14 protein-coding genes and 1 pseudogene are annotated in these 15,797 nt (G+C 54.5%); 6 read left to right on the top strand and 9 right to left on the bottom strand.

Features of this window, described 5'->3' with window-relative positions; genetic code table 11:
* Positions 1-53: 53 nt before the first annotated feature.
* From ACTID9_RS07865 to ACTID9_RS07855, 3 genes and pseudogenes are all read right to left on the bottom strand, one after another.
* Positions 54-251 (bottom strand): PQQ-dependent sugar dehydrogenase, encoded by a 198-nt coding sequence (locus ACTID9_RS07865; RefSeq protein WP_441070658.1) that lies wholly within the window; start codon positions 249-251, stop codon positions 54-56.
* A gap of 86 nt (positions 252-337) precedes the next feature.
* A pseudogene (locus ACTID9_RS07860) lies at positions 338-472 on the bottom strand (hypothetical protein); the annotation flags it as partial.
* Positions 473-523: 51 nt separating this feature from the next.
* Positions 524-1,774 carry an MDR family MFS transporter gene (locus ACTID9_RS07855; RefSeq protein WP_441070657.1) on the bottom strand — a complete coding sequence of 417 codons (1,251 nt, stop codon included), beginning with the start codon at positions 1,772-1,774 and terminating at the stop codon, positions 524-526.
* A gap of 234 nt (positions 1,775-2,008) precedes the next feature.
* Here ACTID9_RS07855 and ACTID9_RS07850 point away from each other — a divergent pair, with 234 nt between their 5' ends.
* On the top strand, positions 2,009-2,461 hold the full coding sequence (locus tag ACTID9_RS07850) for an Lrp/AsnC family transcriptional regulator (protein WP_441070656.1): 453 nt from the start codon (positions 2,009-2,011) through the stop codon (positions 2,459-2,461).
* Positions 2,462-2,519: 58 nt separating this feature from the next.
* On the top strand, positions 2,520-3,503 hold the full coding sequence (gene yedA, locus ACTID9_RS07845) for a drug/metabolite exporter YedA (protein ID WP_441070655.1): 984 nt from the start codon (positions 2,520-2,522) through the stop codon (positions 3,501-3,503).
* A gap of 28 nt (positions 3,504-3,531) precedes the next feature.
* Here yedA and ACTID9_RS07840 read toward each other — a convergent pair whose 3' ends face one another.
* The 4 genes from ACTID9_RS07840 to ACTID9_RS07825 form a co-directional block, all read right to left on the bottom strand.
* Positions 3,532-4,026 carry a GNAT family N-acetyltransferase gene (locus tag ACTID9_RS07840; RefSeq protein ID WP_441070654.1) on the bottom strand — a complete coding sequence of 165 codons (495 nt, stop codon included), beginning with the start codon at positions 4,024-4,026 and terminating at the stop codon, positions 3,532-3,534.
* 148 nt (positions 4,027-4,174) lie between these two features.
* Complete coding sequence (locus ACTID9_RS07835; RefSeq protein ID WP_441070653.1) at positions 4,175-4,894, bottom strand: YebC/PmpR family DNA-binding transcriptional regulator; 720 nt, start codon at positions 4,892-4,894, stop codon at positions 4,175-4,177.
* A gap of 250 nt (positions 4,895-5,144) precedes the next feature.
* Positions 5,145-6,203 carry a phosphodiester glycosidase family protein gene (locus ACTID9_RS07830; RefSeq protein ID WP_441070652.1) on the bottom strand — a complete coding sequence of 353 codons (1,059 nt, stop codon included), beginning with the start codon at positions 6,201-6,203 and terminating at the stop codon, positions 5,145-5,147.
* A gap of 244 nt (positions 6,204-6,447) precedes the next feature.
* A complete protein-coding gene (locus ACTID9_RS07825; RefSeq protein WP_441070651.1) occupies positions 6,448-7,533 on the bottom strand; it encodes a hypothetical protein in 1,086 nt (361 codons plus the stop codon).
* Positions 7,534-7,803: 270 nt separating this feature from the next.
* On the opposite strand from ACTID9_RS07825, the gene ACTID9_RS07820 reads away from it, so the two are divergent.
* Together ACTID9_RS07820 and ACTID9_RS07815 are read left to right on the top strand one after the other, a co-directional pair.
* Entirely contained in the window at positions 7,804-9,489 is a 1,686-nt protein-coding gene (locus ACTID9_RS07820) for a peptide ABC transporter substrate-binding protein (RefSeq protein WP_441070649.1), read from the top strand.
* 124 nt (positions 9,490-9,613) lie between these two features.
* Positions 9,614-11,248 (top strand): sulfatase-like hydrolase/transferase, encoded by a 1,635-nt coding sequence (locus ACTID9_RS07815; protein WP_441070647.1) that lies wholly within the window; start codon positions 9,614-9,616, stop codon positions 11,246-11,248.
* A gap of 140 nt (positions 11,249-11,388) precedes the next feature.
* Here the strand turns inward: ACTID9_RS07815 and ACTID9_RS07810 are convergent, their stop codons facing one another.
* Positions 11,389-12,075, bottom strand: a complete 687-nt coding sequence (locus ACTID9_RS07810; RefSeq protein ID WP_441070645.1) for a hypothetical protein — start codon at positions 12,073-12,075, stop codon at positions 11,389-11,391.
* 124 nt (positions 12,076-12,199) lie between these two features.
* Here ACTID9_RS07810 and ACTID9_RS07805 point away from each other — a divergent pair, with 124 nt between their 5' ends.
* Positions 12,200-12,958 (top strand): gluconate 2-dehydrogenase subunit 3 family protein, encoded by a 759-nt coding sequence (locus tag ACTID9_RS07805; protein ID WP_441070643.1) that lies wholly within the window; start codon positions 12,200-12,202, stop codon positions 12,956-12,958.
* 25 nt (positions 12,959-12,983) lie between these two features.
* Positions 12,984-14,711 carry a GMC family oxidoreductase gene (locus ACTID9_RS07800; RefSeq protein WP_441070641.1) on the top strand — a complete coding sequence of 576 codons (1,728 nt, stop codon included), beginning with the start codon at positions 12,984-12,986 and terminating at the stop codon, positions 14,709-14,711.
* A gap of 54 nt (positions 14,712-14,765) precedes the next feature.
* On the opposite strand, the gene adhP is transcribed toward ACTID9_RS07800, so the two are convergent.
* A complete protein-coding gene (gene adhP / locus ACTID9_RS07795) occupies positions 14,766-15,779 on the bottom strand; it encodes an alcohol dehydrogenase AdhP (protein ID WP_441070639.1) in 1,014 nt (337 codons plus the stop codon).
* Positions 15,780-15,797 lie beyond the last annotated feature (18 nt).

The raw sequence follows: 15,797 nt of genomic DNA, 5'->3' as shown, positions 1-15,797 counted from the left end.
ACCGCTCAAGTGAGCAGCCATCATCTGTCGGAATCGCCGTTGCAGCGGCGTGCTTATCTGGCAGGCACCAGCCTGATGATCTTGTCGTCCCCTTGCCTGACCACCCCTCGGCTATCCCGGTTGTTCGTCAAAAAGTAGAGTGCGCCGTCCTTTCCCTCATAGACATCGCGAATCCGGCCATTCTGGCCTCGGTAGAGGGACTGGATCGAAAGGATCTTTTGCGGATCATTCCTGTCGATAGTAATAAGCAAAATCTGTTCCCCCCGCAAATTGGCGACAAGCAGCTGACACCTGCCTCAATGAGATTGCTCTCATCATGGGCGACAGCACCGTGCTCCGAGCTGTATAACCTTCCGTTCTCTGGGCTCCCGGCCAGACCTTGCGAATTGCGCGGTCGTCCAGTCTCTCCGGAAGCCGGACATCCGTGAGCCCGTGCTCGTGGGGAAATAAACGAAGAGACAGCCTGGAGCATCCGCTGCTTTCGGCAACTGTTCCAGGCTGTCTCCTTTTCCCCGTGACAGAGTCATCCTACGTCCGCATAACGGGCCGGTATGATGCGAAAGAGCTTCACATAAAGCACAGCGCTAACGATCGTGCAAAGAAAAATGAAGCCGAACACCCCGCTTGGCGGCAGCCACTCCGACAAGATGACCGTCAGCGGCGCGAGAAAGCGCCCGATCGAAAACTGCAGGCTCGACGCCCCCATATACCGGCCCCGCGCCTCCTCGGGCGCATATTTGCTGACGAAGCCTTGCGCTACCGGCGAACGCAGCACTTCCCCAACCGTCAGGACGATCATGAAGCAAAGCAGCAGCCAGACATTCGTCGTGAGCCCAACGAGAAACATGCCCATCCCGAACAAAAGCGCAGACAGGATGAACATATCCCGGTCGCTCCACCGCTCGAACCATTTGGTAACCGGTACGGAGCCCAGGACAAACATGAGACCGTTCAAGCCGAGAATCAAACCGAACACTTCCGCGCTGGTGAGGGAAACCGACCATCCCGAAACCGCGATCAACGCCTGTGTCGGCACGAATTCTTTCACATAGACGGCCAAATACAAGTCCAGCTGCATGAACGCGATGGTGACCAAAATGCCTGCCACAATATACGTGGCAAACGCTCTGTCACGGAAAATCACGCCGTAATTGCGCCACTGCTCCTTCAGGGCGGAAGCAAAGCCTGTTGGCTCCCCTTCCCGCATCGCTCGCGCGGGCAGCGTTTCTTTGACGATGAATAAGATTGCGACCGCATAAAGCAGTGTGACAAGGGTGCATGTCCACAACAGCCCGCTGCGATAGTGAAAGAAAAAGATCGAGCCAAGGGCAGGACCGAATACGGCGCCAATATTCGTCGCTGTGACAAAAGTGGCGAACACAAGCCGCCTGTCTTTGTCGGTTGTCAAATCTGCCACCATAGCAGAGCTGGCGGGGCTGTAGAGCGAACCTCCCACACCGATGCCAATAAACGCCAGATAATCCGTCCACGGGGAAAGCGAGCAGGCGAACAAAGCAAACATCCCGCTCTGCAAAAATGCCCCCATCAGCATGACAGGACGTCGGCCGATCCGGTCAGCCAAAAAACCGCCTGTCAGGTTGCCGAGAATGCCCAAAAGCGGCGGGACAGACATGAGCATTCCAGCCACATGTTTGCCGAAAGCGGCGCTGAAGTAGAGCGTGATAAACGGAAAATACATCCAAAACAACGTATGAAAGAGCGTTTCCCCGATCAACCTGGTTTTCAGGTTCAGATCCCATGAACGCCAGTGCAAAGCCATTCACCTCCCCATCTCGAGTTCTTTGCCGGGCTTTCTCACTTTATCCGATTTTCCAAAAAGGGATAGACTTTACGAATCGTTTGATCAGCGCGGTTATTCCCGCTCACCTGTGACGTTTTTCATTTATAGCGAGCGTCTTTTTTTCGCTTCGTTTGAATTTCGCCCATTAAGATAACGAATCGTTTACGCGATCCGCTTTTATGCTATGATTTTTTCAGGAGGGTTGCTATGGACGAAATCGATCGCAACATTATCAAGCTGCTTGAAGAAAACGGCAGGCTGTCGCATGAAGAGATCAGCAAGCTGCTGCATATCTCTCGCCCTGCCGTCCATCAAAGGGTCGGAAAGCTGGAAAAAAGCGGGGTCATCAAAGGGTATCGGGGCATCATCGATTGGAGCAAGCTGGACGAAAAAATCAAGGCTTTGATCTTTGTCAAAGCAAAATGCCAAAACTTCCGCGAAATCGTGGAAACCATCGTCTCGCTGCGCATAGCGGGTGTCACCATCCTGGAATGCCAGCGCCTGTCAGGCGAATGGTGCATGATGCTGAAGGTGCGCGTTGCGGCTCCGGAAAACATCACCGCGCTGATCGATGAAATCGTGAAAATGCCGGAGGTCCGCGAAACATCCACCACGTTTATACTCGCGACGAATTATGAGAACGGCATTCTTTGTACATGAGCAGGCCGGTCGCACACCGGCCCTACCAACGTACAATATCCATGAAAGGAGTATCGGCATGACGAAATGGAATAAGCCAGAAGAACACACGCTTGCAAAAGGTTCGAAATATTCCGTGATTATTATCGCTTTATTGTCCGTTTACCTGTTTTGGGGAGGCACGTATTTGGGAATAAAGGTCGCTGTCGAAACCATGCCCCCTTTCATCATGGCGGGGATTCGCTTTTTTGCCGCAGGCTGCGTCCTTTACGCGATTGCACACGCACAGGGCCACAGTCGCCCCAGCTTGACGGAATGGAAAAACGCGGGCATCGTCGGCGCACTGCTGCTGCTTGGCGGCAACGGTGCCGTGGCCTGGGCGGAACAAAAAGTCCCCTCCGCCATCGCGTCTCTTCTAGTTGCGACCGTCCCGCTGTGGATTCTGTTGTTTCAATCGGTAGGAACAAACCGGCTAAAGCCGTCAAAGGGCGTCGTCGCGGGCATGGGATTAGGGTTTCTGGGCATCGCCGTGCTGGTGCTGCAGCCGGGCGGTACTGGCACCCGCGCTATGGATACGCTTGGCATTTTGGCACTTTTGTTAGGCTCGATTTCGTGGTCAGCCGGCTCCTTGTATTCCCGCCGCGCCCAACTTCCCGCTTCCCCGCTCCTATCAACCGCGCTGCAAATGATCGGGGGCGGCATCTTGCTGGCCATCGCTTCGTTTTTTCTCGACGACTGGTCTTCCTTCCACATCTCGTCGATTTCGCTCCGCTCTTATCTGGCCTTTGCCTATTTGATCGTGTTTGGTTCCATCATCGCGTATACGGCATACATCTGGCTTTTAAAAAACGCAGAGCCGACATGGGTGTCCACTTATGCCTTCGTCAATCCCGTGGTCGCCGTGTTTCTCGGCTGGGTTGCGGCCAATGAACAGCTGACGCCCCGCGCCTGGATCGCGGCCGCGATTATTATTGCCGCTGTGGTCATCATCACGCTTTTTCGCAGCAGCAAGGCAAGCGCCGGTAAAAAACAGACGGTTTCGGCTGATGCTGATGTACAGTGATAGAGTGTTTGAAATGTACAGTATTTGCTTATTGCTGGTCAAGCATCAAAATATATTCTTCAACCTCTTCGCCACGTGTATCAGAAAATCCCTTGTCTTCACCCGAAATCGTAAAACCACATTTTTGTAAAACGCGGATTGAGGCGATATTGTCTTTGGCAGCACGTGCATAAAGGGGGCGCACATCTAATTGACGCAAAAACTGTGAAAGTGCACTGGTTGCAATACCGTTCCCCCAGTATTCCTTTCCGATCCAATAACTTACGGCCGGCACACCAAACTGTTCAAAGTTCGAGATGTGGCCAGCGATATGATCTTTGAAGAGTATCGTCTTTTTTTTGATCGTTTTGTCTTCAAAAATCTTGATCCAGTGGGCATTGAACGCATCCCGATCGGTTGGGTCCTTGGCAGTAAAAGCTGCCATATAGTTGGCTGCCGAGTCGAGTTGCTGAACGAAAAATACGGGGAGATCATCCTCTAAGACATCCCGTAACAGGACATCGTTTGCAGATGCATTTTTCAATAAAATCACCTCTTGTGATGAATTGAAATAATTGTAACAGAGATTTTGATAAACAAATATGGTTCATGTAACACATGATTACGTACATCACCATCGTAAAACAAGCAAGGGAGCAAGCGATCGGATGCTTGCTCCCTTATATGTGAACTTATTCGCCCAAATCGACGTTATGGTATACCTGCTGCACATCGTCCAAATCTTCCAGCGCATCGATCAACTTCTCGAATTGCGCTTTTGCATCTTCTGGAATTGTGATTTCGTTTTGCGCGAGCATGGTCAGCTCGGCAACGGTGAAATCGGTGATGCCTGCTTTTTTGAATGCTTCCTGGACAGCATGGAATTGATCAGGTTCCGCATAAACGATCACCTGGTTATCCTCTTCAATGATGTCGCGCACATCAACATCCGCTTCCATCATCATTTCGAGCACTTCGTCCGCACTTTTTCCTTCTACCCCGATGACCGCAGTCGCGTCAAACATATAGGCAACCGAGCCGCTGACGCCCATGTTTCCGCCGTTTTTATTGAAGGCGGCGCGCACTTCTGGCGCGGTGCGGTTCACATTGTTGGTCAGCGCGTCCACGATGATCATGGAGCCGTTCGGACCAAAGCCTTCATAGCGAAGCTCGTCGTAACTCTCTTCCGATCCGCCCTTCGCTTTTTCAATCGCACGGTCGATGATCGCTTTCGGCACGCTGTACGTTTTCGCGCGCTCCAGCACAACCTTCAGGGCGCGGTTCGATTCAGGGTCTGGCTCGCCTTGCTTGGCTGCCACATAAATCTCTTTCCCGAATTTCGCATAGATGCGGCTTGTATTTGCATCCTTGGATGCTTTCTTTTCCTTAATGTTGTTCCACTTACGACCCATAATTTCCACTCTCTTTCACTTGCGCAAAATGTAGGCAGAAGAAGCTGACCGCTTCTTTCACACGATGTTCATGGGCTTGGCCCTTGTGCCACACACCCACTCCTCGCTTCATACGTCACGTCCATCCACAAGTATCTATTATACCTCAATGCCACGGTTCATGTGCAAGAATCAAATCAGGAGAAATGCTCCCAATTCCCTATTCTATCATTTTCGGACACAATTCACAAAATGATGTTGAAGCTCCCACTCACTTCTTAGGCGCCGAAACCGCCGCTTGCTGCTTTTTCACCACAACCAGCGCATTGCTCAGATTGCGCCCCGCCTTGGTGACGTATGAGCCATTGTAGTACAGGCCGGAGGATGCGCCCCCGTCCAAAGCCATCGCGTCGGCCAAGCCCAGCTTCACGGCAATTTCAGCCAGCTCAAGGATGGTGACGTTGCTCACCGTGCCCATCACGATCGTCTTGTCCGCCTTCATCCCGATAAAGCTGCGCTGGCCTTTTTGCGTTGTGATTTTGGCTTCGGTGAACGATGACAGATCCACAGCCGATTTGCCGGCTGCGACCAGACGCGGTCCGACGCTGATCATGTGCACCGCTTTTTCAAAGCCAGGCGATGGCTGCAATCGGTATGCCGCCGTATCGCCGACGTGGAAGTTGTCGACGTCGCTTCGCTGCGAGCCGTACGCGACAACAAAGCCATTCGCCGGAATCGCGGCGCTGTCCTTGGTGATGGCGCTCACTTTGCCTCCGCTGACCGCGACAAACCGGAAGCCTGCGATGGACAGCGCTGTCGTCCGGAATGCGGGCGTGAACAGCACAGCCTCAGCCTGCGAGGTCGGCAAATGGTTGACGTTGAACGCTGACCAGCTTTTTTCCTGCGGTGTGCCGGCATTCAGCGTGCCGACCAGCGAATACGGGTTGCCTGCGGAAAAGATCAGCTCGTTTTGCGCGGTAATCCCCATTGCGACCGCCCCGCCGCGAAAATGCTGGACAGCGCCATTGATGACGATCCCGCCCATCGGCTGCAAATCTTTTTCATCGTACGGATTGAAATAAGTCCCGTTGATCGCCGCGAGCGCTTTGTGAGCTTTGGCCATTTGCGCCAGCTCCTGCGTCTTCCCCACTTTGTTTTGCGCCAAAACCGGGCGCAGTTCTACCGGCTCGGAGGCGGAGAACGAAACGTAGCTAACATATTTTTTGCCTGTCGCCAGCTGGACGCTGGCATTTTTTGCTCCGATGGCAAAACTTGTTTCGGCCGGCAGCGCAAGCAACACCACCAGCAATGCAACCATCCATTTTTTCATTGAAAAGCGACTTCCTTTCTTGTATGCGCTGACCTTGAAGGCGTCCCAACCTGAAACTCGTCAGTTCCGCACGATCTCCCCTTTTTCGACAGCGTTTTTGCTTTTCTATCCTAATTCCGGCTCGACATGTCTATTTCCTTTCCAATACTGACAAAATATTGCTGCTCACTCAAAATCGTATCCCTTTGCTTGTTCGCACAGCAAAAAGCCCTCTCCGCCAGCTTTGGCGAAAAAGGCTCTCTGGTCACGGCCTCACGTTCACATGATTGGCAATGGCCCACGGTCCAGCCGGCTGCACCGCATAGGTCGTCCCGATCGCAAGCGTGGCGCCCGCTTGCACGTCAAAAATTCCGCTCGCTCCCTTCCGGCTGTTCTCCCGGTATGTCGCGGTTAACCGGCGGCCGTTCGGCGCTGTCAGCACGATGCTGCGCGAGGCAAACACCTCGTCTTTCGGGTCTGTAGCCAGTACGACTTCCACAGCAGATGGCGTGAACCTCTTTACCGCCTTGATTGGCAGCGGGGCGATTTTGCCTGCGCGGAGGCTGTTGCGATCGATCGCGGCCCAATCGGAGGTGATGGTGTACGTGGTACCCGGTTTGAACACGACGCCGTCCGGCAGACGGAATTTGGGGGCTTGCCGACCGTCTGTCAACTGTGTTTGGGGAACGTACGATGCGGTGATGATCGTGTTGCCGCCCTTTGGAATCACGAAAAGCTGCGCGTCTTGCAACGATGGGATGATCTGGTAGCTCTTCCCTTGAAAGCGGTTGTGATCATCCAGTTCAAAGCTGAAACCTCCACGCTTGCCCGGCGTATCCGCGATCACATTTTGATAATCGGTGACACGCTGCGTAAGGAAGCTTTCGATCTCGAATGTATCGTACGACACTTGCTTCACGCCTGCGAAAGGAAGCTTGAGCGGATTGGCATCAAAGCTGGCGGTCGTGTTGCCTTTATAGGTCAGAATGTAGCGATGGCCCGTTTTTTGTACGGTGGTCGGGATCAGGTACGTGGCTTTGGTTCCGGACTTGAGCCGCGGCACATCGCGAATCGACAGTCCGGCGGTGAACGCAAAATTGTTGCGGGCATGCCGGAGCACCAAATCCTCCGGCGGCAGCGGCTTTTCAAAGGTCAGCTGCAGCGTGATCGGATTGAGCGCTTTGGCGTGGACGATGATTTGCGGGGAGGCGAGCTGTTTTGGCCCTTTTTGCGCGGTCGCGCGCGTCTTCTCTCCTGCCGCTTGCTCCGGTTTGGCGGGCGTGGCTGAACGGCTGCAGGCGATGAGCGTCAGGACAAGAAGGGAGCTGAGCCATAGCCGATGCTTGTTCATGGTGCTCATCCTTTCTGGAAAAAGTGACGGACATGCTGCCGTTAGCTTTTCCCGGAGAGGGAGCAATCATGAGCCGCGCCGCCAAGCGTCTTTGCTGATCAAGCGGGGGCACCACGGCCGCATCTTTTTCGCGATGAAACGAATTTTCTTTCTTTTCGGTACAAAGACACTGGTGAAAGTTAGGAAAATTCAGTATAATTCGTACATTATTCCCTGTCATTTTTTCCCGAATCATCCAATTGTTCGACAGGAAAAAAGGAGTGATCACACTTGTTCAAAACCAAAAAGACGAACGGCTGGTTCAGTGCCCTGGCGCTCTCCGTCGGATTCGCGACCGTTCTGACCGCATGCAGCCAGTCAGCCACCAGCAACCAACAGACACAGCCAGCTCCCCCGCAACCGAGTGCCGAGACCCCTCCCGCACCAGAACAAGCAGCCAAACCTGCACAAGTCTTGCGTGCCAACAACTTCTCCGAACCGACGAACTTGAATCCGAACGCTGCGACCGACATTTACTCCAACAACGTGCTGCTCCAGGTTTTCGAGGGATTGACCCGCATCAACAAGGAGGACAAGCCGGAAAACGCGATTGCGCAGGACATCAAGGTGTCCGATGACTTGACCACCTACACGTTCACGCTGCGTGACGCCAAATGGTCCAACGGCGATCCGGTAACCGCCCACGACTTCGATTACGCATGGCGCTGGGTGCTGAATTCGAAAAACGGATCGGAATACGCCTATATGCTCTATTACATCAAAAACGCCGAGAAGGTGTTCAAAGGCGAGCTGCCTGCCGAGCAGCTCGGGGTAAAGGTCATCGACGACAAGACGCTGGAAGTGAAGCTGGAAAATCCGACGCCGTTTTTCCTGGAGCTGACCGCTTTTTCCACTTATTATCCGGTTCACAGCAAAACAGCCAAGGCAAACCCCGACTGGTACAAAAACGCCGGTCCCGACTTCATCAGCGACGGCCCGTTCAAACTGGCTGACTGGAAGCACAAGGACAAGATCGTGCTGGAGAAAAACGAAAACTATTGGGATGCACAAAACGTCAAGCTGGACAAAATCGAGCTGAACATGATCAACGACACCAATACCGAGCTGTCCATGTTCGAGGGCGGCGAGCTGGATATGGCAGGCGCGCCTGTAAGCAGCATCCCGTTTGACGCAATGACGGCGCTGAAGGAAAAAGGCGTGCTGCACATCAAGCCGAAAGCGGCGACGTACTGGTACGAATTCAACGTGGACAAAAAGCCGTTCAACAACAAAAAGATTCGCCAAGCCTTCGCCTATGCCATCGATCGCAAGTCCATCGTGCAAAACATTACACAAGGCGGCGAGCTTCCGGCCACCGCGATCGTCCCGCCAACCATGTTCCCTGAAAACGAACAGGGGCTGTTCAAGGACAATGACGTGGAGACCGCCAAAAAGCTGCTGGCGGAAGGCATGAAGGAGGAGGGCTACGCGAGCGTTGACAAGCTGCCGCCGATCACACTCTCCTACAATACCGATGACGCGCAGGCCAAAATCGCCCAAGCCGTGCAAGACATGTGGAGCAAAAACCTGGGCGTCTCCGTCAAACTGGAAAATCAGGAATGGAACGTGTACTACGATGCGATCAAACAGGGCAACTACCAAGTGGCGCGGATGGGCTGGACCGGGGACTTCAACGATCCGATCAACTTCCTGGAGATTTTCAAAACGAAGGGCGGCAACAACCATACCAACTGGGAGAACAAGCAATACACGGAGCTGTTGAACAAATCCGCGACCGTGCAAGACCCTGCCCAACGCAAAGCGGTCTTGCAAGATGCGGAAAAAATCTTCATCGACGACATGCCGGTGCTGCCGTTCTATTTCCGCGGCTCCATCTATACCCAAAGCGAGAAGCTGAAAGATGTCGTGATCTCCGGCATGGGGAATGCCCAGTACAAATGGGCCTACTTTGAATAAATCCTCGCCAGGCAGTTAATTGAAAGCCGTGCACGCTCGTCGCCGTGCGCGGCTTTTTCCATTTGCCCCCGCATACACTTAGGATGGCAGGTCACATTGAGAACGTTGCTTACGAAAGGAGCGAATGGCCGTGAAGCGCCCCAATATCCTCATCATCCTGACCGATGAAGAACGCTTTCCGCCCGTCTATGAATCGGCAGCGCTCGCAGAATGGAGCCGCACGCAGCTGCCCGCCCACGCTTTTTTGCGTCAGCATGGCCTGGAATTTTGCCGCCACTACATCGCCGCCTCCGCTTGCTGTCCCTCGCGCGCGAGCCTTTTCACCGGACAATATCCGTCCTTGCATGGTGTCAGCCAAACGCCTGGCGCTGCAAAAACCTCGTTTGATCCCGACCAGTTTTGGCTTGATCCCAATACGGTTCCAACCTTGGGCGATTACATGCGGCTCAACGGCTACCGGACCTACTATTTGGGCAAATGGCACTTTTCCAACGCTGATATGATCCGCCCGGGCAGCCACCTGTCTTATCCAAGCTATGATCCTGTTACCGGCATACCCGATCCCGAGGCGGAACAGCTTTACCTTCATGCCAATCGGCTGGATGCGTACGGCTTTTCCCATTGGATCGGCCCGGAGCCGCACGGTAAAAATCCGCACAACTCCGGCTCGTCTTCCGCGATCGGCCCGAGGGGACGCGACCAAACGTATGCATCGCAGTTCATCTCGCTCATCGATCAGCTTGAACAGGAGCGCGGGAGCGGCGCTGCTGGCCGTGCCGATGCACCGTGGCTGATCGTCACCTCATTCGTGAATCCCCACGACATCGTGCTTTACGGCGACTTCAGCGCGATGTCTCCGCTGTTTTCCTTTCCCGTCGCGCCTTCGATCCCTGACGTTCCGTATCCGCCTACCTATGGGGAAACATTGGCTGACCGCCCGCGCTGCCAGCGAAGCTACCGCCGCCTCTATCACCGCGCCTTCCAGCCGATTTCCGATGAACGCTATTACTTCCGCCTCTATTACCAGCTGATCAAACATGCCGATGACCAGATGATGCGCGTGCTCGATCGCTTCCGGCGCTCCTCGTTTTATGACGAGACGCTGATTGTGTTTACCGCCGACCATGGCGATTTGCTCGGGGCCCATGGCCGACTGCATCAAAAATTTTACTGTGCCTACGAAGAAGCGCTGCACGTTCCCTTGATCGTCCACCAGCCGAAGCTGTTTCCGGTTCCGCGGCAAAGCGAGCTGCTGACCAGCCATATCGACATTGTTCCGACCATCCTTGGGCTTACAGGTGCAGATGTTTCGAGGCTGCAAGCGGCACTGGGCACGTCACACACCGAAACGCGGCCGCTCGTGGGCAGAAATTTGGCGGATGCCTTCCTCGGCAAGCAAACCGTCGACCGCTCCTGGGAGCCGATTTACTTCATGACATCGGACGACCCGACGAGCGGGCTCCACCAAGTAAGCTTGCTCGGCGTGCCTTATCCGTCGGTGAAAGGGCCAAAGCAGATCGAGACCGTCATCGCGTGGCTGCGCACATCGGCGGGCGAGGAGCTGTGGAAATACTCTCGCTATTTTGAACCCGACCAGCCCGATTGCGAGGAATACGAGCTGTACAATCTGACGGCTGACCCGGAGGAACGGATCAACCTGGCCCATCCCGACTGGATGGACAGTACCTCGTGGCAAACCCAGCAAATGATGAAGGCGCTCTTGCAGGAGCAAGCGCGGCAAAAGCGCCTTACCCCATGATCCGCTGAGGTGCAGTAAACTTGTCCGCTGCGGCGCAATTTTCCATGTGCTCCCTGCCCTTCCATTGTTCCCCGTGAAACCATTCAACCGATTTCAATTGAAAAACCGGTTCCGCCATCGCGGGAAACCGGTTTTTTTCGTTACTTTGCGTATTTCAGCACGGTTCTCACATCATCCGCGACTTTTTGAACCGGAACACCCGTTTTCTGCATATTCGCCCGCAGACGATCGATGGCTTTCAGTCCTTCCGCATGCGTGACGACGAGCACGCGAACATTGCCGCCTGTAAAATGCTCAATTTCGCGCTTGGCCTTTTGTACATCGTTCATCGGATTATGCCGCGCTCCCATCGTGCCGGACATGCTGCTGCTGCTCGCATGCTTTCGCCCGGTTCCGGAATTCCCCGCCGTGTTGCTGAGCACCTTGCTCTGCAAATCATCGTAATGGGTCGCCCGAATACCCGCTCTTCCCGTCTCCCCCAATATCACGGTGTCATCGATGACGAACACTTTCATCCCGTCGATCCCGGCACTTCCAAGTACCGACTCAAGTTTGGCCGAGATGCCGCCGGTATGGAGTCCAGAGCTGCCGATTCGGCTGAGCACCGAGCTGCCCATGCCGCTATAGGTACTGCCGTGTTGGTTCGTTGTGACTGTTTTTTGCCCATCGTAGCTTGGAATCACCGCTGCATCATGAAGTGGCCTGGTCGTCTGCGCCTGCATCGACTGCGTCCGCGTTCCATTGTTTGCCTGCGGCGCACAAGCCGTTACGATCAAAACGCTCGCCAATGAAACGACCGCCCAGCCTTGCCATTTCCTCATGGTCATTCGCCTGCCTTCCTTTTTTCTTAGCATCACCTGCGCGTTTTGTTTTCTTTCAGGATGTTTTTGGATTCCAGTATGTTTAAGATTTGGCTGATTTGAGCAAACCACTTCTAGGAGGTGGATTCAGTTGGCGAACAAGAATGATCAAATTGATGAATCTACGTTATCCAGGCGCAAGTTTTTGCAAAACGCTGGTTATACCGTTGGCGGACTGATCGTCGGGGGTGTGGTAGGCAGTCTGCTCCCGCGAAAACAAACCAACAATGCGGCCCCGCCCGCACCCCAACCGGCGGCCCAGCCTGCCAACTACACGCAGGCAACCATGTTTTTCACACAGGAGCAGTTCAAGATCGCCGAAGCGGCAAGCGAGCGGATTTTTCCCCAGGATGATCTTGGACCTGGTGCCAAAGCGCTTGGCGTCGCCTTTTTCATGGACCACCAGCTGGCCGGCGAATGGGGCTTCAATGCCCGCGATTACATGGAAGCGCCATTCTTCAATGGCGAAAAAGTCCAAGGATACCAAGGCCGGCTGAAACGGCGCGAAATTTTTACGATCGGCCTGCAAGAAATCCAGAACTACAGCAATGCCAAGTATAAAAAGAATTTTGCCGATCTTGCCCCCGAGGAGCAGGATGCGGTCCTGACAGCGTTTGAAAAGGATGAAGTGAAGCTGACGACGATTTCCGCCAGCGGTTTTTTCCAGTTGCTGCGCACAAGCACGCTTGAAGGCGTCTACGCAGACCCGCTGTATGGCGGCAACAGCAACATGGACGGCTGGAAGCTGAAAAATTATCCGGGCAACCAAATGTCCTATGCGCAAGTGATCGAGCAGGACGCTTTCGCCAAAATGGAACCGAAAAGCTTGAAAGACCATCTTTCCCACTAACAAAGAAGGACAGCGAGGTGAAACCATGGCAAAAAAATTGCCGAAAGTGGATGTAGTTTTGGTAGGCGTCGGCTGGGGCGGCGGCATCATCGCGCAGGAGCTGACCAAAGCCGGCTTGAATGTGCTCGGGCTTGAGCGGGGGAAGGAACGAAAAACCGAGGATTATTTCATGGTGCATGATGAGCTGCGCTATGCCTTGCGCTATGAGCTGATGCAAGACTTGTCCAAAGAAACGATCACGTTCCGCAGCAATGAAAAAGTGCGTGCGCTGCCGATGCGTTCCTACGGTTCCTTTTTGCTGGGCGACGGACTCGGCGGCGCCGGCGTGCACTGGAATGGCCAGACGTACCGCTACCTCCCCTATGATTTCCAGATTCGCAGCAAAACGACCGAACGATATGGCGCGGCCAAAATCCCCAAAGAGATGACCATCCAGGACTGGGGGATTACCTATGATGAGCTGGAGCCGTACTATGATAAATTCGAGAAACTGTGCGGGATTTCCGGTGAGCCGAATCCGCTGGAGCAGCAGCTCGGGACAAAGCGCTCCGCACCGTACCCGACCAAACCGATGAAAATGGCGCCTGGCATGAAAATGTTCGCCGATGCAACCAAAAAGATGGGGCTGCATCCGTACATGATGCCCTCGGCCAACCTGTCGGAGCCGTACACCAACCCGGACGGCGTCTCCCGCGCCGCTTGTCAATACTGCGGCTACTGCGAGCGCTTCGGCTGCGAGTACGGGGCCAAAGCCGACCCGGTCGTCACCGTCATTCCAGTGGCCAAGAAAACGGGCAAATTCGAAATCCGCACCCATTCCCAGGTACGTCGCATTTTACATACAGGCGGAAAAGCGACCGGGGTATTGTACACCGATGTCGCCACCGGCCAGGACATCGAGCAGCCGGCTGATATTGTCGTCCTTTGCAGCTATGTGTTCAACAACTCCCGCCTGCTTTTGCTCTCCAAGCTGGGCACACCGTACGATCCGGCGTCCGGCAAAGGCGTCATCGGCAAAAACTATGCGTACCAGGTGCTCAAAGGCGGCGCAACCGGCTACTTTGACAAAGAGTTCAATCTGTTCGCAGGCGCTGGTGCGCTCGGCATTTGTCTTGACGATTACAACGGCGATGCGTTCGACCATAAAGATCTCAAATTTTTGCACGGTGGCAATATCTCCTATTCGCAAACCGGACGGCGCCCGATTCAAAACAATCCGGTGCCAAAAGGAACGCCAAGCTGGGGCAAGGATTTCAAAGCAGCCTCGATCAACTATTACAACCGTTCGCTTTCCGTAGGCGGACAAGGAGCTTCCCTCTCCTTCCGCCATCATTACCTCGATCTGGACCCGACGTACAAGGATACGTTCGGCGATCCGCTGATCCGCATCACCTTCGACTTTGAAGAGCAGGACCGCGAGCTGGCCCGTTTCCTCGGTACCAAGTGCGAGGAAATCTTGAAGGAGATGGGAGCCAAAACGATCGATGCAACCAAGGAGCTTGGGCCTTACGACATTACCCCTTACCAATCTACCCACAACACCGGAGGGGTAATCATGGGAACAAGTCCCGACACGTCTGCGGTCAACACATGGCTGCAGATGTGGGATGCGGAAAACGTGTTTGTCATCGGCGCTTCCGCGTTCCCGCAAAACAGCGGGTACAACCCGACCGGTACCGTGGGCGCTTTGGCGTTCCGAACAGCGGAAGGCATTCTCAAATATCGCCAAGGCAGCGGCGGGTTGTTGACATAAGCGCGCGTGCCTGAAACATGGAAAAAGCCCCGCGAACGCACGGGGCTTTTTGCTCTATTCCAATGTGAGGACGACGCGGCCGTTGATTTGGCCGTTTACCATACGGTCGAAGACTTCATTGATGTTGTCCAGCGGCTGCGTCTCGATAATCGCTTTCACTTTTCCGCGTGCCGCAAAATCAAGCGCCTCTTGCAAATCTTTGCGCGTACCGACGATCGAGCCTTTCACGGTAACGCCATTCAGTACGGTATCAAAGATCGGGATCGGCAGCTCATCGTTCGGCAATCCGACGACGACCAGGGAACCGCCGCGGCGAACGGATCGGTATGCTTGTTCAAACGCCTTTTTCGTCACCGCGACGCTGACTGCGCCATGGACGCCGCCCACCGCTTGCTCGATCGCTGCAACCGGATCGACGTTGCGGCCGTTGATCGTAATATCCGCGCCCAGTTCTTTCGCCAACTCCAGCTTGTCATCCTGAATATCGACAGCCACGACATTCATGCCCATCGCTTTGGCATATTGCAGCGCGATATGGCCCAATCCGCCGATGCCGTAGATCGCAACCCATTCGCCCGGTGCGACATTCGCAACTTTCAGCGCCTTGTACGTAGTCACGCCTGCGCAAAAAATCGGCGCCACTTCTTCAAAGCTCAAATTGTCCGGCACTTTCGCGACATACGCGGCAGGCGCCTTGCAATATTCGGCATAACCGCCATCGACGGAATAACCGGCATTTTGCTGGCTTTGGCAAAGCGTTTCGCGCCCGCTCAAGCAATACTCGCACTCGCCGCATGCAGAGTACAACCATGGAATCCCCACGCGGTCACCCACCTTGAGCGAGGTGACGCCAGGACCGACGCGCTCGATCACGCCTACGCCTTCATGGCCAGGAATCAACGGCAGCTTCGGCTTGACCGGCCAGTCGCCATGCGCCGCATGCAAATCGGTGTGGCAGACGCCGCACGCTTTGATTTTGACCAAAATTTCACCATGCTCCAACTCCGGAATCGGCACTTCTTTGATCTCAAGCTTTTCATGGAACTGATTGACAACCGCTGCTTTCATACTCGCGTTCCCCCTACA

The organism is Brevibacillus fluminis, from assembly GCF_052072235.1.
In the GTDB taxonomy this organism is placed as follows: Bacteria; Bacillota; Bacilli; order Brevibacillales; family Brevibacillaceae; genus Brevibacillus_D; species Brevibacillus_D fluminis_A.
This window is presented reverse-complemented; position numbering and strand designations above follow the sequence as displayed.